Raw genomic sequence first — 24,152 nt, 5'->3', positions numbered from 1 at the left:
AACTCTCAGTGCGTGAGGATCTTCGAAAGGAAGTCGCGCGCACGGTCCGTCTGCGCGTTGGTGAAGAACTCGTCGGGGGTGTTCTCCTCGACGATCTGCCCGTCCGCCATGAACACGACCCGGTTGGCGGCGCGGCGGGCGAACCCCATCTCGTGCGTGACGACCATCATGGTCATGCCGTCACGCGCCAGCCCGATCATCACATCGAGCACTTCCTGCACCATCTCGGGGTCTAGCGCGGAGGTCGGCTCGTCGAACAGGATCATCTTCGGATCCATGGCCAGCGCCCTGGCGATCGCGACCCGCTGCTGCTGACCGCCGGAGAGCTGCGCGGGGTACTTGTCCGCCTGAGCGGCGATGCCCACCCGTTCGAGCAGCTCCATCGCCCGCTTGTCGGCGTTGCCCTTGGCCACGCCGCGGACCTTCATCGGGCCGAGCGTGACGTTCTCCCGGATGGTCTTGTGAGCGAACAAGTTGAACGACTGGAAGACCATGCCGACTTCTGACCGCAGCCTGGCCAGCGCCTTGCCCTCCTCGGGCAGCACCTGGCCGTCAAATATGATCTTGCCGTCGTTGATCGTCTCCAACCGGTTGATCGTGCGGCAGAGTGTGCTCTTCCCGCCGCCCGAAGGGCCGATGACGACCAGAACCTCGCCACGAGAGACGGTCAAGTTGATGTCCTTCAGGACGTGAAGTGTCCCGAAGTGCTTGTTGACGTTCTCCAACTGGACCAGTGGAGTGACGTCGCCGTTCTCCGTCATGCAGTAAAACGTAGAGGGCGTTAGAGCGCTGTGCACTAACCGAGCGGTACCGATCCGATCACATCATGCCGTCAAGCTGGCCTTTTAGATCCATACGGGCCACCGCGAGCCGTACAACGACTACCCTTGAACGTGCCATGACTGTGACCCAGGAGGGCGCCCGCACATACGAAGTGCGCACATACGGGTGCCAGATGAACGTCCACGACTCCGAGCGGCTGTCAGGCCTGCTGGAGGACGCCGGCTACGTGCCCGCCCCCGACGGCGAGGCTGCCGACGTGGTCGTGTTCAACACGTGCGCCGTGCGGGAGAACGCCGACAACCGCCTCTACGGCAACCTCGGCCACCTCCGCCCGGCCAAGACCCGCAACCCGCGCATGCAGATCGCCGTCGGCGGCTGCCTCGCGCAGAAGGACCAGGGCGAGATCGTCCGCAAGGCGCCGTGGGTCGACGTCGTGTTCGGCACGCACAACATCGGCTCGCTGCCGGTGCTGCTGGAGCGGGCCCGCGTCGAGGGTGAGGCGCAGGTCGAGCTGAAGGAGTCGCTCGAGGTCTTCCCGTCCACGCTGCCCACCAAGCGGGAGTCCGCCTACGCCGCCTGGGTGTCCATCTCGGTCGGCTGCAACAACACCTGCACGTTCTGCATCGTGCCGTCGCTGCGCGGCAAGGAGAAGGACCGCAGGCCGGGAGACATCCTGGCCGAGGTCCGCACGCTGGTCGACCAGGGCGCGCTGGAGGTGACGCTCCTCGGCCAGAACGTCAACACCTACGGCGTGGAGTTCGGCGACCGGCTCGCCTTCGGCAAGCTGCTGCGCGCCTGCGGCGACATCGACGGCCTGGAGCGCGTCCGCTTCACCTCGCCGCACCCGGCCGCCTTCACCGACGACGTGATCGCCGCCATGGCCGAGACGCCCAACGTCATGCACCAGCTCCACATGCCGCTGCAGTCCGGCTCCGACCGGGTGCTGAAGGCCATGCGCCGCTCCTACCGGGCCGAGCGCTACCTCGGCATCATCGAGCGGGTGCGCGCCGCCATGCCCGACGCGGCCATCTCCACCGACATCATCGTCGGCTTCCCCGGCGAGACCGAGGAGGATTTCCAGGGCACCCTGGACGTCGTCCGCCAGAGCCGCTTCGCCAACGCCTTCACCTTCCAGTACTCCATCCGCCCAGGCACCCCCGCGGCCACCATGCCCGACCAGGTGCCCAAGGAGGTCGTGCAGGAGCGCTACGAGCGGCTCGTGGCCCTGCAGGAGGAGATCTCGTGGGAGGAGAACAAGAAGCAGGTCGGGCGGACGATCGAAGTCCTGGTGGCCGAGGGTGAGGGGCGCAAGGACGACGCCACGCACCGGCTCTCGGGGCGGGCGCCCGACAACCGGCTCGTGCACTTCGCGGTGGGCGGTGAGTCGCCGCGGCCGGGCGACATGGTGACGGTCGAGGTCACGTACGCGGCCCCGCACCACCTGGTGGCCGACGGGGCCCTGCTGGGGGTCCGGCGCACCCGGGCGGGCGACGCCTGGGAGGCCAGGCAGGGCGGTTCGCCCGCGTCCGGGGCCGGGGTCCTGCTGGGGATGCCTTCCATCGGACGGCCCGCGCCGCTTCCCGCGGCCACCGGGGGATGCTCGGCGCACTGAGCGGTCCGCCCCCGCCAGGCGGCGGGGCGAGTCCGGTGGTCAGTGGAGGAGCTGGTCGGGTCCGCCCTCGCCAGGCGGCGAGGGCGGGCCCGATGGTCAGCGGAGGAGCTGGTCGCGGAGCTGCTCGCAGGGTTGCCGGCGGAAGTCGTTCATGGTGGCGCAGGGGTTCGGCAGCCCGCGCGCGGGCGGCGGGTCGGCGCGCCGCGTCGCGGAGCCGCCGATCGGACGGCTCGGCGCGGGCGCCTGAGGAGACACCTGCGGGGACGACCGGGGCGTCGGTGAGCCCGGCGCCCGATCAGCGCGATCCCGGGGCGGGACCAGCGGACGCCCCGGGTTCTTGGCGTGCCCGGGGGCGTGAGGCGAGCGCGCGGGGCGGTGCGAACCGGTGACGGCGGGGACGCCGAGGTCCACCGGAGGCACGAGGCCGGCCAGGGGCGGCATGGGCGAGAGCGGCAGCCCGTCCGAAGGCGAGGGGGTTGCCGCGTTCCACGGCGGAACGGCCTCGATCCACGGCGGTGACAGCGGCCCCAGTGCCAGGCCCATCGGCTGGGCCGACGGAAATCGGAGCGTTCCAGAGTTGGTCGCTGTTTGTGTCCTGGCCGATGCCGAGAGTGCCTTTGATCTTGCGGAAAGCGGAGTTTCCTGATCAATAACGCCGCGTCTTTGCGGGGCCGCATCTGTCGAGTTAGTGAATGCCAGGAATATTCCCAGCCCCGCCGTGGCGAGCACGCCCACCGCTCCCGCCAGCGGTCCGAGCGGCAGGCGACTACCTGGGGAAATGGTACGAAGGGGGGACAAGTCGTGATTCCTTTGTGATTGGTGTGCGAGCATTCAGCTGTTGCGGCTAGTGTGGTCCATCACCCGCGGAAGCCGGCGAGCTTTCCCCGATACGACCGCAGGGAGCTGTAACCCCATGCATGATCCGAACGTGACGGATCGTCAGGAGATCCTCTCCGGGCCGGGAGACACCCGCCTGGCATCGAGAAATAGACGTCCGAGAAAAGCGACGAACAGCAAGCCGCTCATCATCGCCGCGTCGGTGCTCGTCGCCCTGCTCGCGGCGGGCGGCGCGGGCTACCTGCTCGCCGCGAACCCCGGCGAGAGCGCCCAGCAGGGCGGCGGCCGTCCCGCGCCCGCGCAGACCACCGGCGGGACCGACGACCTCGGCGGCGACGACGCCACGACGGGCGACGTCACCGCGGAGTCGCCCGAGGACGGCGACCTGTCCACCAGCGCCCCCGAAGACGGCAGCATGGGCGACGTCGCCGACGCCCCCGGCACCGGCGACAGCGGCGACACGGGCAACACAGGCGACACGGGCAACACAGGCGACACCGGCTCGCGGCCCGCCACCCAGGCCAGCGGCGGCACCGGCAAGAAGCCGGCCACCACGTCGCCCACCAAGGCGCCCACCAAGGCGCCGCAGTCGTCCGGCAGCGACACCCCCGCCGACACCCCGGCCAACGGCCCCGCGGGCGAGGTCGCCGGCCAGTGCGCGACGAGCGGCTGCTAGGGGTCCGCCGGCGAATGATCCCGTAGGACCCGGCGGGCCCCGAAGGAGTGGCTTGCCGGTTATGTGGCGGACTGGCTCTACAGACGGTCGGCACCGCCTCCTAACGTCGAGGCATGACGAACGCCCCCGCCCTGCGCGCGCTGCACGTCCCCGGCACCCCGCTGGTGCTTCCCAACGTCTGGGACGCCGCCTCCTCCCGCGCCGTACGGCAGGCGGGCTTCCCTGCCATCGCCACCAGCAGCGCCGCCGTGGCGCACGCCCTCGGCTACGACGACGGTGAACGCACCCCGGTGGCCGAGATGATGGCGGCCGTCGCCCGCGTGTCCAGAGCCGCCGAGGGCCTGCCCGTGACGGCCGACGTCGAGCGCGGTTACGGCCTCAAGCCCGCCGAGCTCGTCGAGCGCCTGGCCGAGGCCGGAGCCTCCGGCTGCAACCTGGAGGACTCCCTGCCCGGCAGCGGCGACCTGGTGGACCCGGCGGCGCAGGCGGACTTCCTGGCCGAGGTGCGGGCCGCCGCCGGTGACGCGCTGGTGATCAACGCGCGGGTGGACGTCTACCTGCACGCGCGGGGCGGGGATCTCCGGCGGGAGGCCGTGGCCCGGGGCCGCAGGTACCTGGAGGCCGGGGCCGACTGCGTGTATCCCATCCTGCTGGCGGCCGAGGACGAGATCGCGGCGCTGGTGAGCGAGCTGGACGCGCCGGTCAACGTGTACTTCGGCGCGGGCGGCCCGAGCGTCCAGCGGCTGGCCGAGCTGGGGGTGGCGAGGATCAGCTTCGGGAGCGGCCTGCACCAGGCGTCCCAAGCCTTCACCGAGCGCCTGATCGCCGAGGTCCGCGAGGGCCGCGACCCCTTCTGAACGTGGACCGCGAGGTTCTGGGCCTGGCCCGTGAGGGGCGCGATCGCTGGTGGGCCTCCGGCCACGTACGCTTGCGCTCGTGCTTGTCGCCGCCGCCGTCTGCCCCTCGACCCCGCTGGTCGTGCTCGGGATGCCCGAGCTGCACGCCGCCTGCCGCGCCGCGATCGCCGCGCTGCGCGAGGCCCGTCCCGACGCGCTGGTCGTGGTGGGAGGAGGCGAGGCGACCCGTTCGTACGAGGCGGGCGCGGCGGGCACCCTGCGCCCGTGGGGCGTGGACCGGACGGCGGGCGACGGAAAGCCCGTGCTGCCGCTGTCGCTGACCGTCGCCCGCCTGCTCCTCGGCGACGACGCGCCGCAGGGCCTGCAGTCGGTGGCGTTCGACGCGGCGACGCGCGACTGCCTGGCGCTGGGGGAGCGGCTGGGCGGGAGCGGCGACCGGGTGGCGCTGCTGGTCATGGCCGACGGTTCCGCGTGCCTGAGCCCCAGGGCGCCGGGCAGGCACGACGAGGCCGCGGGCCCGTACCAGGAGGGGATCGCCAAGGCTGTCGCGACCGGCGAGCCCGCCGCGCTGGCCGCGCTCGACCCGGCGGAGGCCGACAGGCTGTGGGTGAGCGGGCGAGCGGCCCTCCAGGTGCTGGCGGGGGCGGCGGGCGGGAGGACGTTCCAGGGGCGCCTGCTGGCGGAGACGGCGCCCTACGGCGTCGGCTACCTCGCCGGGGCGTGGCTCTCCTGACGCTTCGGCACCGGGATCCGCATCAGGTCGCGGGCCGTCACCACCTCGCCGTCGAAGCTGCGCCGCACCTCCTCGACGAAGTACGGCTCGTCGGCGAAGCCGTACCGCTCGGAGAAGTGGGTGAGCACCAGCCTGCGCACGCCCGCGTCGGCCGCCACCACGCCCGTCTCGAACGCGGTCAGATGCCCGTACTCCTTGGCCAGCGCGCTCTCGGCGGACAGGAACGTGGCCTCGATCACCAGCAGGTCCACCCCTGAGGCCAGCTCGAAGACGGAGTCGCAGAGCCGGGTGTCCATCACGAACGCCGCGCTCTGGCCGGGCTTGGGCACGCTGCACTCCTCCAGCGTGATCCCGCGCACGGAGCCGGTGCGCTGCAGCTCGCTGATCTCGGGGCCGCGGATGCCGCGGGCGGCCAGCTTCTCGGGCAGCATGCGGCGGCCGGACGGCTCCTGGAGGCGGTAGCCGTACGACTCGACGGGGTGCGACAGGCGGCGCGCGAGGATCGGCCCGACGCTCGCCAGGTCGCCGGAGAGCGGATGCTCGGCGATGACGTCCGTGTCGGCGAACGCGGCGGCGTGCCGCAGCCGCCGCCAGTACGTCTCGCCCGAGCCGGGGTAGAGCGCGCGCACGGGGTGCCGCACCCGGTCGCGGGCGATGCGCTGCACGACGCCGGGCACGCCCAGGCAGTGGTCGCCGTGGAAGTGCGTCAGGCAGAGCCAGTGGACGTCGTTCGCGCTCAGCCCGGCGTGCACCATCTGCCGCTGCGTGCCCTCGCCCGGGTCGAACAGGAAGCCTTGACCGTCCCAGCGCAGGAGGTAGCCGTTGTGGTTACGGTGTCGGGTAGGAACGGCGCTGGACGTGCCCAGCACCACGAGCTCACGTGAGGACACGATGACCACCACGACGACGGTCTGCTACGCCGAGGTGCCCACGCCGGTGGGCACGTTCGTGCTGGCCGTCACCGAGACCGGCCTCGTCGCGTCGGGCTGGGGCTCCCGCGACGGGCTGGCTGCCCGGCTCGACCTGGCTGAGGTTCATGATGCGGATCGTACGGCCTCCGTCGTCGCCGAGCTGAATGCTTATTTCGCCGGTGAGCTGAAGACGTTCGGGACGCCGATCGACTGGCGGCTCATGTCGGGCTCGCGGCTGCGCGTGCTCCAGGCGCTGCACGAGGTCCCGTACGGCAAGACCGTCACCTACGGCGAGCTGGCCAGGCTCAGCAGCTCCGGCGTGCCCGCCCGCGGCATCGGCTCGATCATGGGCTCCAACCCGATCCCGATCTTCGTGCCCTGTCACCGGGTGATCTCGGGCAGCGGTCTCGGCGGGTTCAGCGGCGGCGAGGGCGTGGAGACCAAGCGGTGGTTGCTGACCCATGAGGGATATCTGCAGCCGACGCTGCTCGATCTCTAGCAAACTTGTCGTGTGCCTCAGCAGCAAGTCATCGCCGTCGTGGGCCCCACGGCCGCAGGAAAGTCCGATCTCGCCGTGGACCTCGCCCTCAGGCTGGGCGGCGAGTGCGTCAACGCCGACTCCATGCAGCTTTATCGCGGCATGGACATCGGCACGGCCAAGCTGACGGAGGAGGAACAGCGGGGGGTGCCGCACCACCTGCTCGACGTCTGGGACGTGACGGTCACCGCCAGCGTGGCCGAGTACCAGAAGCTGGCCAGGGCCGTCATCGACGCCGTCGAGGTGCCCGTGCTGGTCGGCGGCAGCGGCCTGTACGTGCGGGCGGCCATCGACGAGCTGGAGTTCCCCGGCACCGAGCCGGCGATCAGGGCCCGGCTGGAGTCCGAGCTGGCCGAGCGCGGCCCCGCCCCGCTCTACGAGCGGCTGCGCGAGCTCGACCCGGCCGCCGCCGCGGCGATCCTGCCGAGCAACGGCCGCCGCATCGTGCGGGCGCTGGAGGTGATCGAGCTGTCGGGCCGCCCGTTCTCGGCCACGATGCCGTCGTACGACGCCGTCTACCCGAGCGTCCAGATCGGGCTGGAGGTGCCCAGGCCGGAGCTGGACGCGCGGATCGAGCTGCGGGTCGGCCGCATGTGGGAGGCGGGCCTGGTGGACGAGGTGCGCACGCTGCTCGACCAGGGGCTGGCGGAGGGACGCACGGCGGGCCGCGCCCTCGGCTACGCGCAGGTGATCCGCTTCCTTGCGGGCGAGTGGAGCGAGGAGCAGGCGATGGCCGAGACGGTCAGGCTGACCAGGCGGTTCGCCCGGCGGCAGGAGTCGTGGTTCCGGCGGGATCCGCGGGTCTGCTGGCTGCCGTACGACGCTCCTGACCTGCTTGAGAGGTCCCTGGCGCGAATCGCCGGACAGCCGTGCGAATAAACTTCCACAATGCGCTTTCTCAAGGGGCACGGCACCGAGAACGATTTCGTCATCCTGCCCGATCCCGACGGCGTGGTCGACGTGTCGGCCGCGCTCGTCGCCAAGATCTGTGACAGGAGGGCGGGCATCGGCGCCGACGGCGTGCTCCGCGTGGCCCGTACCGAGCACAGCCACGAGGTGAGCGACCAGGCCGCCGAGGCCGAGTGGTTCATGGACTACCGCAACTCCGACGGCAGCGTGGCCGAGATGTGCGGCAACGGCGTGCGCGTGTTCGCCCGCTACCTGCTCGACTCCAAGCTGGTGGACGGCTCGGAGTTCGCGCTGGCGACCAGGGGCGGCCTGCGCAGGGTGCGGGTCGAGCCGAACGGCGACCTCACGGTGGACATGGGCAGGCCCGTCGTCCACGGGGAGAGCGCGGCCAGCGTGGGCGGTCACGAGTACCACGGGATCTGCGTCGACATGGGCAACCCCCATCTGGCCTGCGCGATCGGCGACCCGGTCGCCCAGCTCGACCTCTCGCACCAGCCGGGCTTCGACACGGTCGTCTTCCCGGCGGGGGTCAACATCGAGCTGTTCAACCCGGTGGGCACCAGCCGCGCCGTCATGCGGGTCTTCGAGCGCGGCTCGGGCGAGACGCGCTCCTGCGGCACGGGCGCGGTGGCCACCGCCGTCGCGGCGGCGCACCTGTCGGGCGACAAGACCGGCACGTGGACGATCGAGGTGGTGGGCGGCACGCTGACCGTCATCCTGGACGAGGACACCAGCTACCTGTCCGGCCCGGCGGTGATCGTGGCCAGCGGCGAACTGACGCTTGCAGAATGAAGTTCTAATGGGAGATGCTGGGTTCACTTCGCGAACTGAGAGGTGGACATGGCAGACCCACGCACCACCGCTGTACAGGTGAAGGGCCCGATCGGCCAGTTCGGCGGCGGCTTCATGATCTCCCGGGAGGTCAAGGCCGTCTGCGACGAGTACGGCCTCGGCGCCCGCGACGTCTACTTCAGGGGCCGCTGCGGCGTACTGGGCGAGTGCGACGCCGCGGTGGTCACCGCCGTCGCCGTCTTCTTCCCCGCCGCGCACGTCGAGGAGTGCTGGAACGCCGGCCGCAAGCTCCCCGTCGACAAGGCCGTCGAGCTCTACGCCGAGGCCTGCCAAGCCTGGGGCCGGCGCAAGCTGGGCGGCCAGCAGGGCTGCGCCAGGCTCGCCGAGCTGCTGGAGCCGGTCGTCGAGCAGGCCTCGCCCGTCGGGGCGCCGCTCTTCGCGGGCTGGCGGGCCGTGCCGCTGCCCGACGACCCGCCCGCCAGGGCCACGCAGCTCATGCACGTCGTCCGCGAGCTGCGCGGCGGCCTGCACGCCAACGCCGTGCTCGCCGCCGGGCTGCACCCGCTGGAGGCGACGCTGGCCGCCGACCACGCAGGAGCGCCGGTCGGGCTCGGGCAGGCGCGGGGCGAGGACGTCGCCCGGTTCTTCACCTGGCCGGAGCCGTACGAGAAGCCGGGCCCCGACGTGGTCGCGCGGCGCGCGGCCGTCGAGGAGACCACTGACGACCTCATGGCGCCGGTCTTTTCGGTCCTGACGGACAGCGAATCGGACGAGCTGATCGAGCTTCTGCGTTTTGGGCACGCTCGTTGACCTGGCAGACTGACTCCTCATGGACGTGGACATCTGGGCCTGGGTCGGCGAAACCCAGCAGCAGCTTTCCGAGGCGGGCAACGTTGGCCTCGCCATGGCGCTGGGAGACCTCCCCGCACAGGCCTATGAGGGCCGCTATCCGCAGCTCGACGTCATGGCTCCGGCCATCGCACAGCAGGCCGAAGCCCTGGAGCTGCCCTGGCTCGAGTTCTACGCCCGCTACTGGCACCTGATCGGCCGCATCGGCGACCGCGCCCAGGGCGCGGTCGCCATCGACGACGCCCAGCAGATTCTCGCGTTCGCCCAGCGCGAAGACGTGCGTGAGTGCCCCGCCGTACCGGCCGCCGTCGAGGCGCTGGCCATCGTCTGGGCCAACACCGACGGCCCCGGCTACGCCGGCGAGCGGCTGGAGACCCTCGGCGCCTACCTCGAGAGCACCACGCCGGAGAAGCCGGCCTTCTCCGGCCTCGTCACCCAGTACGTCGCGGCCCTCATCGACGCGGGCAAGCCCGGCGAGGCCGTGACCTACGCCGAGTCCGCCGTCGAGCGGCTGCGCACCGCCGGGCGCGAGGCGAGCTGGGAGCTGGGCGCCGAGAGCGCCCGCGCGCTGCTGGCCGCCGGCCGCGCCGAGGACGCGCTCAACGCGCTGCAGGCCGCCGCCGAGTTCCAGGCCGACGACCCGGTCGCCAAGGAGCACCGCGACGGCGTGCGCCGCGCGCTGATCCTGGCCACCCTCGGCCGGATCGCCGAGGCCGTCGACGCGCTGCCCGACCTCGACGTGGTCGGCGAGCACCCCCGGGTGTGGGTCGAGTGGGCGCAGGCCGTCAACAAGCTGGCCGGCTCCGCGCAGATCACCAACACCTGGCAGCTCGGCCGCGTGGTGCGTCAGTGGATGGACTACTTCGGCATGATGGGCGGCTACCGCTCCCGCGTCGAGCTCGCGCTCGTCGCCGGCGAGCTGGCCATCGGCAGGCAGGGCGTGTGGCAGGCCAGGCTGCTGGCCGACCTCGCCGAGTCCGGCAGCGCCGAGCTGCGCGACGCGGGCGACCTGAGTGAGCGCATCGCCGCGCTGCGGGCCACCGCCGACACCACCGCCGAGCCCGAGGCCCCCGGCCCCGTCGAAGAGCGCGTCGGCCTGTTCGACGCCGCCGACGGCTTCAACGCCGACCCGGAGCGGTGGGTCGGCTGGCTCTCCCCCCTGTCCGGCCAGGACATCGAGGCCACCCGCCGGCACACCACCACCCTCGGCTTCCTCGGCTACCCGGCCACCGGCGCCGACATCTACTGGAAGCTGCTCGTCGACAGCGACGACATCGCCACCGCCGACTCCGACGACATCGCCTACCTCACCACGCTGCTCATCGAGGCCCGCCAGGACGAGCGCCTGGAGCAGATGGCCGCGCTGCTGCCGCACGCCGCCCAGCACCTCACGCTGGCCAGGCTGCACAGCGCCCGCGAGCGCTGGCAGGAGACGGTCGACGCGGCCGAGCACGCCATCCACGCCGGCGCCGGCATCGAGGCCCGCCGCCTGCTGTCCGGCGCCGCCCAGCAGCTCGACGCCAACTCCAGGGCCGCCGAGGTGCTGCTGGAGGTGCTCGACGAGCTCACCGACGAGGACGTCTGGCGCATGATCGTCATGGCCACCTCGGCGGAGGACTGGGAGACCGTGCGCAAGGGCGCCGCCAAGATCGGCATGCCGATCAAGTCGGCGGAGGGCCCGATCGAGGAGGAGATGGGCCTCATCCGGCTCATCCTGCCCGCCCCCGACGGCGGCCAGCGCCAGGTCCTGTCCATCCGCACCGGCCCCGCCACCGCCCGGCTGGCCCTGCCGCAGCCGCGCGGCATGGAGTACAACGCCGGCGACCTGGTCGTCTTCGACCCGCAGCTCCTCGAGCCCGTCCCCGACGACCCGCAGGAGCAGCAGAACTTCGTGCCGCCGTTCGCCGCCGTGCGCATCCTGCGGCCCGGCGGCTACACCAGCTACTTCTTCGACGGCGCCGCGCCGAGCGAGGAGGACTGGGCCGAGTTCACCGAGGTCATGGCCGAGCGCGGCTGGCCGATGTGGGTCTACAGCGACGAGAACTACACCGTCACCCACCCGACCAGCAGCGAGCCGCTGCCGGGCGTGTTCGGGTGGGTCGCGGTGCCGCCGGACGTGTCGCCCTCCGAGGTCGACGCGCTGCTCGACGACGCGACCGAGCGGTGGGTGCATCCGCTGGCCTGGCTGGATCTGGCGCGTGAGATCGACGTCGAGGTCGAGCGGCACGAGCGGATCGTGAAGGAGTACGGCCTGTAGGTCGGCTCTGCTGGAAGGGGGCGGTTCGCCGATGGCGGGCCGCCCTTTCGCATGGGGAGCAGGGCGGCTCAGGCACGCATGTGGCGTGAGGGAGACCCGGCGGTGCGGAGCAAGCCCTTGGTGTGCCATTCTCCCCCAGAAGACCAACACCGGCGGGAAGGAGCGCGGTCAGTGGGCGACGTGCGAGGTACGGATCCAGGCGTGCTGGAGCGGTTCCGGCTCGACGGCAAGGTGGCGATCGTCACCGGCGCGTCCGCCGGGCTGGGGGTGGCGTTCGCGCGCGGCCTGGCCGAGGCGGGCGCCGACGTGGTGATCTGCGCCCGCCGCAAGGAGCGGCTGGAGGAGACGCGCAAGCTGGTCGAGGAGGCCGGCCGCCGCTGCCTGGCCGTGCCCGCCGACGTATCACGGCCCGAGGACTGCGAGGCGGTCGTGGCCGCCGCCGTCGAGGCCATGGGCGCGGTGGACGTGCTGGTCAACAACGCCGGGGTCGGCACGGCCGTGCCCGCGCTGCGCGAGACCCCGGAGGCGTTCCGCCAGGTCGTGGAGATCAACCTGCACGGGACGTACTGGATGGCGCAGGCGTGCGCCCGCGTGATGCGGCCGGGCTCGTCCATCGTGAACATCGGCAGCATCCTCGGCGAGACCACCGCGGGCCTGCCGCAGGCCGCCTACAGCGCGTCCAAGGCGGGCGTGGTCGGCCTGACGCGCGACCTGGCCCAGCAGTGGACCGGCCGGCGCGGCATCCGGGTCAACTGCCTGGAGCCCGGCTTCTTCGCCTCGGAGATGACCGAGCAGTACAAGCCGGGCTACCTGGAGCAGATGATGGAGGCGCGGGTGGTCATGAAGCGGGCGGGCGATCCGGCCGAGCTGGTCGCGGCGGCGGTGTTCCTGGCGAGCGACGCGGCCTCGTACATCACCGGGGTGGCCCTGCCGGTGGACGGCGGGATCCTGATCACGTAGGCCGTCAGGCGCTGACCTTGAGCTGGTGGACGCGCTGCTTGGACAGGCCCATCACGCGCGCCGTGTCGGGCTCCGACCAATGGTCGGTCAGGGTCTTCGCGACTCTGACGGCCAGCTCGGCGGCGCGCTTGGTGTGCGCCTCGGCCAGCTCCTTCTCGTGGTAGTACTCGGCGACCATGCCCGCCACCTCCTCGGGCAGGTCGAACACGAACTTCACGCCGGGGGTGTCTTCGGGCCAGGCCCACGCGTGGACCTCCGTCAGGTCCCTCTCCAGTTGCGACAGCGAGCCGGCCACGCCCACGCCCTCGGTCTCGCCGGTGGGGCAACGCGACACCCATCGGCCGTGCTCGTAGGTGATGACATAGGTGATCGTCTTGCTCATCGGCTCATCCTCTCAATGACTGTCTTCAGGCGCTTGAGCGCCTCACGGAACAGCTCGGGGTCGCGATCCGGGCTCGCGGGGATCATGACAGGAACCGAGACGATGCCCTCTTTGATCACGCGCAGTGCGCACATATCGCCCCTGAGGTGGTAAAGCCAGTCAGCAGTGGCGCCTGCCGCTGCCACGATCACCGCGACCTCGGCGAGCTGTCGCATGTGCGGAGGAAGATCCTCGGTCATGCATCGAGGATACTCGGATAGGAGGGGCCCTCCTAGCAAGATAGGAAGTCGCGTGGCTTACTCCGCCCGCGATCACTTGGGCAGCAGGTCGTTGTGAGCGGCCAGGAAGCCGGCGTGGAAGCGGGTCCTGGCGCCGAGTTGCTCGCACAGCACCTGCACGCGCCGCTGCACCGTGCGCGGGCTGAGCCCGAGCTGGCGGGCGATGGCGTCGTCCTTCATGCCGGCCGCCAGCAGCGCCAGCACCTCCTCGTCCGGCCCGTGCCGCTCCTGTTCCAGCCCGTCGGGGGTCAGGCGGAGGGGGACGGCGGCCCGCCACAGCGTCTCGAACAGCCCCACCAGGGCGTCGAGGAGCGCCGACGGGTGGACGACGAGGGCGCTCTCCACGGCGCTGTCCACGGCGCGGTCCTCGTCGGAGACCAGGGGGAGGATGGCGGTGCGGGCGTCGGCGATGGCGAGTTTGACGGGGACGGAGCCGAGCCTGGCGTGCTCGCCGTCGGCGATGGCGCGGCGGGTGTGGGCGAGCATGCCCGGCTGTTCGAAGGCGAGCGGGCTGTAGATGCCGCGCGTGACGGGGGCGCCCTGGCGGGCGGCGCGGCGGCGGTTCTCGCGGTCGTCGCTGATGTCCACCGCGTACGGCGGATGCACCAGCACCAGCATCTCCTGGGTGGCGTTGCGTTCGAGCTGGAGGTAGCGCCTGGCCACGGCGTCGCGGCCGGTCACCACTTCCAGGACCTCCTCGGGGTGCGGCCCGCCGCGGTCGGCGACCTCGGTGGCCAGGAGGGCGGCGGCGGCGCGGCTGTGGGTGAGCTCCTCCTGGCGGCGCGCGACGAGGATGTCGATGGCGATGTTCGGGGGCGTGGAGACGAGGCGGAGGGGGCGGCCGGCCACGCGGGAGATCAGGCCGAGGTCCTCCAGCCTGGGCAGCATGCGGCGGATGGCGGCGGCGGACGAGCCGGTCTCGGCGGCCAGCTCGCTCAGCGTCGCGGGGCCGTGCCTGAGCAGGGCACGGTAAGCCGTCTCCTCGGCGACGGTGACGCCGAGGCCTTCGAGTAAGCGCCGCTGTTGCGCCATGTGTCCCTTTCCCACGCCAGCTCAGCGTACTGGTACGTTGTCGCGAATGATCTCCCCTTATGTGCGTTCGTACCAGTCCCAGGATCTGGACGCCGTCTACGACATCTGCGTGCGCACCGCTGACGCCGGAGGCGACGCCCGCGGCCACTACGCCTCCGACCGGCTGATGGGTGACCTGTTCGCCGCCCCGTACGTGATCCTCGAACCAGAGCACGCGCACGTGGTGGACGACGGTGCGGGCAACGCCGTCGGCTACATCGTAGGCACCGCCGACACGGAGCGGTTCGTGCGGCGTTACCGCGAGGAGTGGATCCCGCGCGCGGCGCTTCCCGCGCTCGCCGATCCGCCCGTGACGCCGGACGACGCGATGCTGGCCCTGCACAACCGGCCGGAGCGGATGATCCTGCCCGAGCTGGCCGAGCACCCGGCGCACCTGCACATCGACCTGCTGCCGGAGTGGCAGGGCAAGGGGTGGGGGCGCAGGCTGATGGGCGCTTTCGTGGCCGGGCTGCGCGAGGCGGGGGTGGCCGGCCTGCATCTGAGCATGCTGACCAGCAACGTGGCGGCGCGGGCCTTCTACGACCGGCTGGGGTTCGAGGAGCTGGCGGTGCCGGACGCGGGTGTGGTCACGTATCTCATAAGGGACACCTCGCCGGTGCGGTAGCTCTTGTTCCGGCGGGTTCTGGAATCTATGGTCGTTGCGTAGTCCGGTGCGTGTTGCGTATTAAGGAACAACCGGAGGCGCCATGAGCCGACCTCGTCTGGTGATCGTGGGAGCCGGGATCGTGGGCTGTGCCCTGGCCGACGAGCTCACCGAGCGGGGGTGGACGGACGTCACGGTCGTGGACCAGGGCCCGCTCTTCGCCGCCGGAGGATCCAGCTCCCACGCCCCCGGCCTGGTCTTCCAGACCAACCCGTCCAAGACCATGACCGAGTTCGCCGCCTACACCGTGGCCAAGTACACGGCGCTGGGCGGCGACTGCTTCAGGCAGGTCGGCGGGCTGGAGGTGGCCACCACCCCGCAGCGCTGGGCCGACCTGCACCGCAAGCTCGGCTGGGCCGAGTCGTGGGGCGTCGAGGCGCGGCTGCTCGACGCCGCCGAGTGCGCGGAGCTGTGGCCGATGCTCGACAGGGACCGGGTGCTCGGCGGGCTCCACGTGCCGAGTGACGGACTGGCCGCGGCGGTGGCGTGCGGCAGGGCGCAGGCGGAGCGGGCGGTCGAGCGCGGGGCCAGGTTCCTGCCGGGGCACACCGTGGTCGGCGTCGAGCAGCGGGGCGGCCGGGTCACGGGCGTGTCCGTCGTGGTGTCGGGGAAGCATCGGACGACCCCGGCGGACACGAACGAGTCGGGGGAGTACCGGACGATTCCGGCGGACGTGGTGGTGTGCGCGGCCGGGTTCTGGGGACCGTCGGTCGGGAAGCTGGCCGGGCTGACCGTGCCGCTGCTGCCCCTGGCCCACCAGTACGCCAAGTCCGGGCCGCTGGGCGAGCTGAGCCCCGGCCCGATCCTCCGCCACCAGGACCGCGACCTGTACTTCAGGCAGCACGGCGACCGCATCGGCATCGGCTCCTACTCCCACCGCCCCATGCCGGTCGCCCAGCACGAGATCGGCCCCAGGTCCACCACGATGCCGTCGGTGCAGGCGTTCACCGAGGAGGACTTCGACCCCGCCTGGCGCGACGCGGTCGAGCTGCTGCCCGCCCTGGCCGAGTCCAAGTACGAGGACGGCATCAACGGGATCTTCTCCTTCACCCCCGACGGCTTCCCGCTGATCGGCGAGGCCCCGCACCTGGACGGGTTCTGGCTGGCGGAGGCCGTCTGGGTGACGCACTCGGCGGGGGTGGCGCGGGCGCTGGCCGAGGTGCTGGTGGACGGGCGTTCGACGATCGACCTGCACGAGTGCGAGCTGAGCCGCTTCGAGCGCACGCAGCTCTCGCCCGCCTTCGTCGAGGAGCGCGGCAAGCAGAACTTCGTCGAGGTCTACGACATCATCCACCCGCTGCAGCCGATGGAGTCGCCGCGGCCGTTGCGCACCAGCCCGTTCCACCCCCGGCAGCGGGAGCTGGGCGCGTTCTTCCTGGAGGCGGCGGGGTGGGAGCGGCCGCACTGGTTCGAGGCGAACGCGCCGCTGCTGGCGGAGCTGCCACGGGACGCCGCGGGCGCGGAGCGGCGGGACGAGTGGGCGGGCCGCTACTGGTCGCCGATCGCCGCGGCCGAGTCGCACGCCGCCAGGGAGGGGGTGGCGCTGTTCGACATGACCCCGCTGAAGCGGATCGAGGTCAGCGGGCCCGGCTCGGCGGCGTTCCTGCAGCGGATGACCACCAACAACGTGGACAAGAAGCCGGGCTCCGTGACGTACACGCTGCTGCTGGACGTCAGGGGCGGCATCAGGTCCGACCTGACGGTGGCGCGGCTGGACGAGGAGACCTTCCAGGTCGGCGCGAACGGCAACCTCGACCTCGACTGGCTCACCAGGCACGCGCCCGGCGGGGTGCGGGTGCGCGACCTGACGCCGGGGACGTGCTGCGTCGGCGTGTGGGGACCGCAAGCCAGGGAGCTGGTGCAGGGGCTGACCGACCTGGACCTGTCGCACGAGAACTTCCGCTACTTCGGCTGCAAGTCCGGATATGTCGGGCAGGTGCCGGTGCTCGCGATGCGCGTCTCGTACGTGGGCGAGCTGGGCTGGGAGCTGTACACCACGGCCGACCTGGGCCTCAAGCTCTGGGACACGCTGTGGGCGCCGGGGCTGGCGGTCGCCGGGGGCCGGGCCGCGTTCAACAGCCTGCGGCTGGAGAAGGGCTACCGGCTCTGGGGCGTGGACATGACGACCGAGCACACCCCGTACGAGGCGGGGCTGGGCTTCGCCGTCAGGGACGACAAGGACTTCATCGGCCGTGACGCGCTCACCAAGAACGTCACCCGCAAGCTGGTGCCGCTGCTCAGCGCCGAGGTCGTGATGGGCAAGGAGCCGGTCGGGCACGGCGGCCGGACGGTCGGGTACGTCACCAGCGCCGCCTACGGGCACACCATCGGCGCCCCCATCGCCTACGCCTGGCTGCCGGCCGAGCTGACCGAGCCCGGGACGAACGTCGATATTTCCTACTTCGGCCGCCGCGTGCCCGCGGAGGTCGCCGCCGAGCCGCTGTTCGACCCAGGGATGGAGAAGATCAGGCGTTGACCCACCCCGACTTCCTCTGGCGCAACCCCGACCCCAGGCCCGCCTACGACGTCGTCATCGTCGGCGGCGGCGGTCACGGCCTGGCCACCGCCTACTACCTGGCGAAAAATCATGGCATCACGAACGTGGCCGTCCTGGAGCGCGGCTGGCTGGCCGGCGGCAACATGGCCCGCAACACCACGGTCATCCGCTCCAACTACCTGTGGGACGAGAGCGCCGCGATCTACGAGCACTCGCTCAAGCTGTGGGAGGGGCTCAGCGCGGAGCTGGACTACGACCTGCAGTTCAGCCAGCGCGGCGTGCTCAACCTGGCGCACAACCTGAGCGACGTGCGCGAGGGCAGGCGCCGGGTCAACGCCAACCGGCTCAACGGCGTGGACGCCGAGTGGCTCGACCCTGACGAGGTCAGGAAGTTCTGCCCGATCATCAACGTGTCGAGCCGGGCCCGCTACCCGGTGATGGGCGCCACGCTGCAGCGGCGCGGCGGCATCGCCAAGCACGACCACGTGGCCTGGGCGCTGGCGCGCGGGGCCGACGCGTACGGGGTGGACCTGATCCAGGGATGCGAGGTCACAGGCTTCGAGATCACGGACAACCGGGTCGTCGCCGTGGAGACCTCGCGCGGCAGGATCGCCGCGGGGAAGGTCGCGCTCGCGGCGGCCGGGCACACCTCGGTGCTGGCCGCGCGGGCCGGGATCCGGCTGCCGCTGCAGTCGCACCCGCTCCAGGCGCTGGTGTCGGAGCTGCTGGAGCCGGTGCTCGACTGCGTGGTCATGTCGAACGCCGTGCACGTGTACGTCAGCCAGGCGCACAAGGGCGAGCTGGTCATGGGGGCGGGCATCGACGCGTACAACTCCTACGGCCAGCGGGGCGGGATCCAGGTGATCGAGGCGCAGATGGCGGCGGCGCTGGAGCTGTTCCCCGTCTTCAGCCGCGTCCGCGTGCTGCGGACGTGGGCGGGCATCGTGGACGTCTCGCCCGACGCCTCGCCGATCATCGGCCGCACGCCGGTGGACGGCCTCTACATCAACGCGGGCTGGGGCACCGGCGGCTTCAAGGCCACCCCCGGCTCCGGCTGGGTGTACGCCGACACGATCGCCCACGGCCGGCCGCACCCGCTGGCGGAGCCGTTCGCGCTGGAGAGGTTCACCACGGGGGCGCTCATCGACGAGCACGGCGCGGCGGCGGTGGCGCACTGATGATGCTCCTCGACTGCCCGCACTGCGGCCCCCGCGACGAGAACGAGTTCCACTACGGCGGCCAGGCCGGGATCTCCTACCCGGACGGCGAGACCACCGACGCGCAGTGGGCCGCCTACCTCTTCCTGCGCGACAACCCCAAGGGCTGGTTCCACGAGCGCTGGTTCCACGCGCACGGCTGCCGGGCCTGGTTCACCGTCGAGCGGCACACGGTCACCCACGAGGTCAGGAAACCCGCATGAGATTCACGTTCGACGGCGTCGAACTGCGCGGCGAGCCGGGCGACACGCTGGCCGCCGCGCTGCTGCGCAACGACGTCAGGGTGGTGGGCCGCAGCGCCGGGCTGGGCCGGCCGCGCGGCGTCTTCACCGCCGGCCCCGAGGAGCCGAACGCGCTGGTCAGGGTGGGCGCGGACCCGATGCTGGCGGCCACCGTGGTGGAGCTGTACGACGGGCTGGAGGCGTGGAGCCTGCGCGGCAAGGGGCGGGTGGACCTCGACGCCGCCGACGAGCGCCGCTGCGACAAGGGGTACCTGCACTGCGACGTGCTGGTGGTCGGCGGCGGGCCCGCCGGGCTGGCCGCCGCGGCGGCGGCGGGCCGCTCGGGCGCGCGGGTGATCCTCGTGGACGAGCAGCCCCGGCTCGGCGGCGACCTGCTGAACTCGCGGCTGCTGCTCGACGGCGCGCCCGCGCTCGACTGGGTGGCGGGCCTCGACCTGCCGGGACGCGTGCTCACCCGCACCACCGCCGTCGGCTACCACGACCACAACTACGTGGTGGCCGTGGAGCGGAGGGCGCGCGGGGAGCGGCTGTGGCACATCAGGGCGCGCGAGGTGGTGCTGGCGACGGGGGCGCACGAGCGCTCGCTCGCCTTCCCCGGCAACGACCGGCCCGGCGTGATGCTGGCCGCCGCCGCCCGCTCCTACGCCAACCGGTACGGGGTCGCGCCGTGGCGGCGGGCCGTCGTCCTCGCCTGCGCAGACTCCGGGTACGAGGCGGCCAGGGACCTGGCGGCGGCCGGGGTGGAGATCGCCGCCGTGGTGGACCCGCGCGTCGCGGGCGAGGTCGTCACCGGCACGACGGGCGACGCGGACGGCGTGCTGAACGGCGTCCAGGTGGGCGCGCGGCACGTCGAGGCCGACCTGCTGGCCGTCGCGGGCGGCTGGAACCCGGCCGTGCACCTGTTCAGCCAGTCGCAGGGCCGGGTGCGCTTCGACGACACGCTGCAGGCGTTCGTCCCGGGCGACTCAGCGCAGGCCGAGCGGTCGGCCGGGGCCTGCCGGGGACTGTACGGCACCCGCGAGGCCATCGCCGACGGCTACACGGCCGGCACGGAGGCCGCCGCACGCGCCCTCGCCTCCTCTGAAGGACCCCAGCCGGAGTACGGCGGGGAAGGGGCGGCCGGAGCCCGGCACGTCAACGGGTTGCGCGTCCCGGAGTGCGACGAGCAGCCGCTGCGCCCGCCCGCCGCCCTGTGGCTGGTCGAGGGCGACCTGGCGTTCGCGGACCTGCACAGGGACGTGACCGTGGCCGACCTCGCCAGGGCCGCCGGGACGGGGATGCGCTCGGTCGAGCACGTCAAGCGCTACACCACCGCCGGGACCGGCGCCGACCAGGGCAAGACCTCGGGAGCGGTGGTCGCCGGCGTCATGTCCGCCCTGCTCGGCGCGGCGCCCGGCCAGGTCGGCACCACCACGTTCCGCCCCCCGTACGTGCCGGTGTCGTTCGCCACCATGGCCGGGCGCGACAGGGGCGAGCTGTCCGACCCCGTCAGGACCACCGCCATGCACGACGCCCACGTGGCCAGGGGCGCGGTGTTCGAGGACGTCGGCCAGTGGAAACGCCCCTGGTACTTCCCGCACGACGGCGAGCCGATGGAGGAGGCCGTGCTGCGCGAGTGCCGCGCGGCCCGCACCGGCGTGGCCGCCATGGACGCCTCCACCCTCGGCAAGATCGACATCAGGGGCGCGGACGCCGGCGCGTTCCTCGACCGCGTCTACACGAACCTGTACTCCACGCTCGCCGTCGGCGCCTGCCGCTACGGCCTGATGTGCGGGGCCGACGGGATGGTGCTCGACGACGGCACCACGACCAGGCTCGCCGAGGACCACTTCCTGATGACCACGACCACGGGCAACGCCGCCGCGGTGCTCGACTGGCTGGAGGAGTGGCACCAGACGGAGTGGCCCGGCCTCGACGTGTCGTTCACGTCCGTCACCGACCACTGGGCGACCGTCGTGGTGGCCGGGCCGCACGCCAGGCGGGTCGTCTCGGCCGTCGCGCCGGGCGCGGCCGAGCTGGCGTTCATGCGGTACGCGGCCACCGACGTGATGGGCGTGGCCGGGAGGGTGTTCAGGATCAGCTTCTCCGGGGAGCTGGCCTACGAGGTGAACGTCCCGTGGGCGTACGGGCGGGCGCTGTGGGAGGCGGTGCTGGAGCTGGGGGCGGTGCCGTACGGGACGGAGGCCATGCACGTGCTGCGGGCCGAGAAGGGGTTCGCGATCGTCGGCCAGGAGACCGACGGGACCGTCACCCCGCAGGACCTGGGCATGTCGTGGATCGTCTCCCGGCGCAAGCCCGACTACGTCGGCAAGCGCTCGCACGCCCGGCCGGACACCGCGAGGAGCGATCGCAAGCGCCTGGTGGGGCTGCTACCGGACGATCCGGCGGCGCTGGTCGAGGAGGGTGCCCAGCTCGTCGCCCCGGACGGCGGGGTCGCGGACGGCGTGGTGCAGGATGGCGTGGCGCCGATGCTGGGCCACGTGACCTCCAGCTATCGCAGTGCCGCGCTCGGCCGCACGTTCTGCCTGGCGCTGGCCAGGCAGGTGGAGCCGGGGGACCGGCTGACGGCCGTGTCCGGGGCCGTGGCGCGCCCGGTGACCGTCGTGGAGCCCGTCTTCTACGACCCGGACAACGCCCGTCGCGACGGCGAGCCGCTGACCGGAGCGCCCGTCACCCGGGTCGCCGAGGCGTATGCCGAGAGCCCCGCCGCCGCGTTCGCGGGCCGGTTCGCGGCGGTGAGCGGTGAGCGGGTGCGGCTGCGCGAGGTGCCGTTCGAGCCGATGTGGGAGGTGCGGGGCGCGGATCCGGGCGTGGGGCTGCGGCTGGGGCCGTCCTGGTGGCTCGTGTCCGGAAATATCGGGACAGGAGGGCCGGGCTGGGTGGACGTCTCGGGGCAGCGGACGATCCTGGAGCTGTCAGGACCGGGGGCCGAGGACGTACTGATCACCGGCTGCCCCCTCGACCTGCACCCGGACGTCTTCCCCGGCCACGCCCAGACGCTGCTCGGCAAGACCGGGGTCATCCTGGAACGCCGCGCGCCCGACCTGTACCGCATCTACGTACGCTCATCTTTCACCCGATACCTCGCCGAGTGGTTGATCGACGCAATATAGATCCATATCTGGGCATTACTTAGACTTTACGAACCTACGAAAGTCTGAGGAGCGGGCGTGCGGGTGCGGGCGTTCATAGCGGGTCTGGCCACGGCGACGATGCTGACCGGCTGCGGCGGGCTCGACGCCGTGCAGCAGTCGGACGGCGGCGGCAAGGCCGCCAAGGCCGACCCGGCGTCGGTCTCCGACGCCAAGAAGAAGCTGGCCAAGCTGACGGTCAAGGGCCGTGCCCCGCGCACCGGCTTCGAGCGCGAGAAGTTCGGCCCGGCGTGGGCGGACGTGGACCGCAACGGCTGCGACACCCGCAACGACATACTCAAGCGCGACCTGGAGGACGAGACGTTCAAGTCGGGCACGCACGACTGCATCGTCCTCACCGGCACCCTGCACGACCCGTACAGCGGCAAGACCATCAAGTTCAAGCGCGGCCAGGACACCAGCACCGAGGTGCAGATCGACCACGTCATCCCGCTCTCGGACGCCTGGCAGAAGGGCGCCCAGCAGTGGTCGGCGACCAAGCGCAAGGAGTTCGCCAACGACCCGATGAACCTCATGGCCGTGGACGGGCCGCTGAACGGCCAGAAGAGCGACTCCGACGCCGCCACCTGGCTGCCGCCCCGCAAGTCCTACCGCTGCACGTACATCGCCAAGCAGATCGACGTGAAGGCCAAGTACGAGCTGTGGCTGACCTCGGCGGAGAAGGACGCCATGAAGGGCATCCTGGACAACTGCTGACGATCACAGGTTCATAACGTAAGATCACGAGTCATGCGTTGTCATGTGATCGCAGGCTTCGCCCTGTTAGCCGTCATGGTGGCACCCGCCGCGCAAGCCGAGACCGCGAACGTGGTCGTGCTCGACTGGAACATCCACGGCGAGAACGCCGACATCAAGGCCATGGCCAAGGTGATCCGCGACAGCGGCGCCAACGTGGTCACGCTGCAGGAGATCCACCGCCGTCCGGACGCCGACCAGGTCCGCATGCTCGCCGACGAGCTGGGCTGGGACATCACCGACAACGCGCACTTCGGCGCGGGCGACGACGTGGGGCCCTGCGACGATCCGCAGCCGGGCAAGGCCGGTAACGCGATCCTGTCCTCTTACAAGATCGTCGAGCGGGTGACGATCAAGCTCAGCGACTTCGCGACCTGCCCCGTCAACCGGTCCATGGCCGGGGTCAGGCTCGACCTCGGCGGCGGCGCGCAGCTCCGGGTGTTCACCACCCACCTGTCGCCAGGCCTGTCGGCGACCTCGGTCAGCCGCCGCGAGGCGCAGGCCGCCAAGGTGCTCGACTACTTCGGCACCAGGACGGGGATCGTCCTCACCGGCGACTTCAACGCGCTGCCGACGGACGCGCTGTCCAAGCGGTTCGTCAGCGCCGGTTGGACGGACACCGGCGCCCGCCACGCCAACAAGCCCACCCACGGCGACGCCCGCATCGACTACGTCTACACCCGGGGCGTCACCACGACCAGCGGCTCGGTGCTCACCTCCACGCTGTCCGACCACCGGCCGCTCGTCATGAGAATGGTGCGCTGACGGCGCCGGCCTCACGGGCCGGCGCCGTAATGGGATCAGTCGTCGTCGCCGTCGTCACCGTCGTCGTTCTGGTCGTCGTCGTCCTGGTCGGCCTGCTGCTTGGTGACCTTGCCCGAGGCGGCGTCCACGTCCACCTCGTGGCGCTCGGCGCCCTTGGTCAGCTCCAGCTCCCAGACGTCGGCCTGCTGGCCCCGGCTGTCGAAGTCCAGCTCGCTCACCCAGGAGCCCGGCACCTGCTTGAGCGCGATCCCGATGGCCTGCTCGGCCGTGACCTTGGGGGCGACGGCGGGGAGGGGCTGAGCGGCCTCGGAGGCATAGGCGGCGGTCGCGTAGACCGCACCGCCGGTGGCGGCGACGGAGACGATTCCGGCAACGATGAGCTTCTTCGTGATTCGCATGCCTTTACGAAACCGCCATCTGGGGTAATCGCGCGCT

The 24,152-nt window shown here is 71.8% G+C and carries 24 protein-coding genes; 17 read left to right on the top strand and 7 right to left on the bottom strand.

Translation table 11 applies throughout. From position 1 onward, the window contains the following. Positions 1-5: 5 nt before the first annotated feature. The gene (locus tag ABD331_RS06185; RefSeq protein WP_344471398.1) at positions 6-761 is read right to left on the bottom strand and encodes an amino acid ABC transporter ATP-binding protein; all 756 of its coding nucleotides are present in this window, start codon (positions 759-761) and stop codon (positions 6-8) included. Positions 762-898: 137 nt separating this feature from the next. Here ABD331_RS06185 and miaB point away from each other — a divergent pair, with 137 nt between their 5' ends. After that, positions 899-2,395 (top strand): tRNA (N6-isopentenyl adenosine(37)-C2)-methylthiotransferase MiaB, encoded by a 1,497-nt coding sequence (gene miaB / locus ABD331_RS06180; RefSeq protein ID WP_344471396.1) that lies wholly within the window; start codon positions 899-901, stop codon positions 2,393-2,395. A gap of 96 nt (positions 2,396-2,491) precedes the next feature. Here miaB and ABD331_RS06175 read toward each other — a convergent pair whose 3' ends face one another. Continuing rightward, positions 2,492-2,938, bottom strand: coding sequence for a hypothetical protein (locus ABD331_RS06175; protein ID WP_344471394.1), 447 nt, complete (start codon positions 2,936-2,938; stop codon positions 2,492-2,494). 385 nt (positions 2,939-3,323) lie between these two features. Between ABD331_RS06175 and ABD331_RS06170 the strand changes: the two genes are divergently transcribed. From ABD331_RS06170 to ABD331_RS06160, 3 genes are all read left to right on the top strand, one after another. Continuing rightward, complete coding sequence (locus tag ABD331_RS06170; protein WP_344471392.1) at positions 3,324-3,908, top strand: hypothetical protein; 585 nt, start codon at positions 3,324-3,326, stop codon at positions 3,906-3,908. Between the two features lie 113 nt (positions 3,909-4,021). Continuing rightward, a complete protein-coding gene (locus tag ABD331_RS06165; protein WP_344471390.1) occupies positions 4,022-4,765 on the top strand; it encodes an isocitrate lyase/PEP mutase family protein in 744 nt (247 codons plus the stop codon). A 79-nt stretch (positions 4,766-4,844) separates the two neighbouring features. Beyond that, positions 4,845-5,498 carry a class III extradiol ring-cleavage dioxygenase family protein gene (locus ABD331_RS06160; RefSeq protein WP_344471388.1) on the top strand — a complete coding sequence of 218 codons (654 nt, stop codon included), beginning with the start codon at positions 4,845-4,847 and terminating at the stop codon, positions 5,496-5,498. Here ABD331_RS06160 and ABD331_RS06155 read toward each other — a convergent pair. Further along, positions 5,471-6,388, bottom strand: coding sequence for a ribonuclease Z (locus tag ABD331_RS06155; protein ID WP_344471386.1), 918 nt, complete (start codon positions 6,386-6,388; stop codon positions 5,471-5,473). The two genes, ABD331_RS06160 and ABD331_RS06155, sit on opposite strands and share 28 nt — an antisense overlap. Before the next feature lies 1 nt (position 6,389). Between ABD331_RS06155 and ABD331_RS06150 the strand changes: the two genes are divergently transcribed. From ABD331_RS06150 to ABD331_RS06125, 6 genes are all read left to right on the top strand, one after another. Then, on the top strand, positions 6,390-6,908 hold the full coding sequence (locus ABD331_RS06150) for a methylated-DNA--[protein]-cysteine S-methyltransferase (RefSeq protein ID WP_344471384.1): 519 nt from the start codon (positions 6,390-6,392) through the stop codon (positions 6,906-6,908). 12 nt (positions 6,909-6,920) lie between these two features. Continuing rightward, positions 6,921-7,826, top strand: a complete 906-nt coding sequence (gene miaA, locus ABD331_RS06145) for a tRNA (adenosine(37)-N6)-dimethylallyltransferase MiaA (RefSeq protein WP_344471382.1) — start codon at positions 6,921-6,923, stop codon at positions 7,824-7,826. Between the two features lie 9 nt (positions 7,827-7,835). Further along, entirely contained in the window at positions 7,836-8,648 is an 813-nt protein-coding gene (gene dapF / locus ABD331_RS06140; protein WP_344471380.1) for a diaminopimelate epimerase, read from the top strand. Positions 8,649-8,696: 48 nt separating this feature from the next. Then, complete coding sequence (locus ABD331_RS06135; protein ID WP_344471378.1) at positions 8,697-9,458, top strand: SCO6745 family protein; 762 nt, start codon at positions 8,697-8,699, stop codon at positions 9,456-9,458. A 19-nt stretch (positions 9,459-9,477) separates the two neighbouring features. Beyond that, positions 9,478-11,754 carry a tetratricopeptide repeat protein gene (locus tag ABD331_RS06130; RefSeq protein ID WP_344471376.1) on the top strand — a complete coding sequence of 759 codons (2,277 nt, stop codon included), beginning with the start codon at positions 9,478-9,480 and terminating at the stop codon, positions 11,752-11,754. A 171-nt stretch (positions 11,755-11,925) separates the two neighbouring features. Then, the gene (locus tag ABD331_RS06125) at positions 11,926-12,714 is read left to right on the top strand and encodes an SDR family NAD(P)-dependent oxidoreductase (protein ID WP_344471374.1); all 789 of its coding nucleotides are present in this window, start codon (positions 11,926-11,928) and stop codon (positions 12,712-12,714) included. A gap of 4 nt (positions 12,715-12,718) precedes the next feature. Here ABD331_RS06125 and ABD331_RS06120 read toward each other — a convergent pair whose 3' ends face one another. The 3 genes from ABD331_RS06120 to ABD331_RS06110 all read right to left on the bottom strand — a co-directional run bounded on the left by ABD331_RS06120 (position 12,719) and on the right by ABD331_RS06110 (position 14,421). Then, positions 12,719-13,096, bottom strand: a complete 378-nt coding sequence (locus ABD331_RS06120) for a hypothetical protein (RefSeq protein ID WP_344471372.1) — start codon at positions 13,094-13,096, stop codon at positions 12,719-12,721. Then, positions 13,093-13,335, bottom strand: coding sequence for a hypothetical protein (locus tag ABD331_RS06115; protein ID WP_344471371.1), 243 nt, complete (start codon positions 13,333-13,335; stop codon positions 13,093-13,095). The genes ABD331_RS06120 and ABD331_RS06115 overlap by 4 nt, the downstream gene beginning before the upstream one ends. A 72-nt stretch (positions 13,336-13,407) precedes the next feature. Next, the gene (locus ABD331_RS06110; protein WP_344471369.1) at positions 13,408-14,421 is read right to left on the bottom strand and encodes a helix-turn-helix domain-containing protein; all 1,014 of its coding nucleotides are present in this window, start codon (positions 14,419-14,421) and stop codon (positions 13,408-13,410) included. Between the two features lie 31 nt (positions 14,422-14,452). Between ABD331_RS06110 and ABD331_RS06105 the strand changes: the two genes are divergently transcribed. From ABD331_RS06105 to ABD331_RS06075, 7 genes are all read left to right on the top strand, one after another. Further along, positions 14,453-15,070 carry a GNAT family N-acetyltransferase gene (locus ABD331_RS06105; protein ID WP_344471367.1) on the top strand — a complete coding sequence of 206 codons (618 nt, stop codon included), beginning with the start codon at positions 14,453-14,455 and terminating at the stop codon, positions 15,068-15,070. A gap of 82 nt (positions 15,071-15,152) precedes the next feature. Beyond that, a complete protein-coding gene (locus tag ABD331_RS06100; protein WP_344471365.1) occupies positions 15,153-17,585 on the top strand; it encodes a GcvT family protein in 2,433 nt (810 codons plus the stop codon). Continuing rightward, positions 17,582-18,784, top strand: a complete 1,203-nt coding sequence (locus ABD331_RS06095) for a sarcosine oxidase subunit beta family protein (RefSeq protein WP_344471363.1) — start codon at positions 17,582-17,584, stop codon at positions 18,782-18,784. Before ABD331_RS06100 ends, ABD331_RS06095 begins: the two co-directional genes overlap by 4 nt. Then, on the top strand, positions 18,784-19,026 hold the full coding sequence (locus ABD331_RS06090) for a sarcosine oxidase subunit delta (RefSeq protein ID WP_344471361.1): 243 nt from the start codon (positions 18,784-18,786) through the stop codon (positions 19,024-19,026). Before ABD331_RS06095 ends, ABD331_RS06090 begins: the two co-directional genes overlap by 1 nt. Then, complete coding sequence (locus ABD331_RS06085) at positions 19,023-22,178, top strand: 2Fe-2S iron-sulfur cluster-binding protein (RefSeq protein ID WP_344471359.1); 3,156 nt, start codon at positions 19,023-19,025, stop codon at positions 22,176-22,178. Before ABD331_RS06090 ends, ABD331_RS06085 begins: the two co-directional genes overlap by 4 nt. Positions 22,179-22,235: 57 nt before the next feature. Next, complete coding sequence (locus ABD331_RS06080) at positions 22,236-22,913, top strand: HNH endonuclease family protein (protein ID WP_344471358.1); 678 nt, start codon at positions 22,236-22,238, stop codon at positions 22,911-22,913. A gap of 33 nt (positions 22,914-22,946) precedes the next feature. Beyond that, a complete protein-coding gene (locus ABD331_RS06075) occupies positions 22,947-23,717 on the top strand; it encodes an endonuclease/exonuclease/phosphatase family protein (RefSeq protein WP_344471356.1) in 771 nt (256 codons plus the stop codon). Between the two features lie 35 nt (positions 23,718-23,752). Here ABD331_RS06075 and ABD331_RS06070 read toward each other — a convergent pair whose 3' ends face one another. Continuing rightward, complete coding sequence (locus ABD331_RS06070; RefSeq protein ID WP_344471354.1) at positions 23,753-24,115, bottom strand: PepSY domain-containing protein; 363 nt, start codon at positions 24,113-24,115, stop codon at positions 23,753-23,755. Between the last annotated feature and the right edge of the window lie 37 nt (positions 24,116-24,152).

The organism is Nonomuraea monospora (assembly GCF_039531895.1).
GTDB lineage: Bacteria > Actinomycetota > Actinomycetes > Streptosporangiales > Streptosporangiaceae > Nonomuraea > Nonomuraea monospora.
Note: the sequence above shows the minus strand (reverse complement) of the source record. Positions and strands in the feature narration are given on the sequence as shown.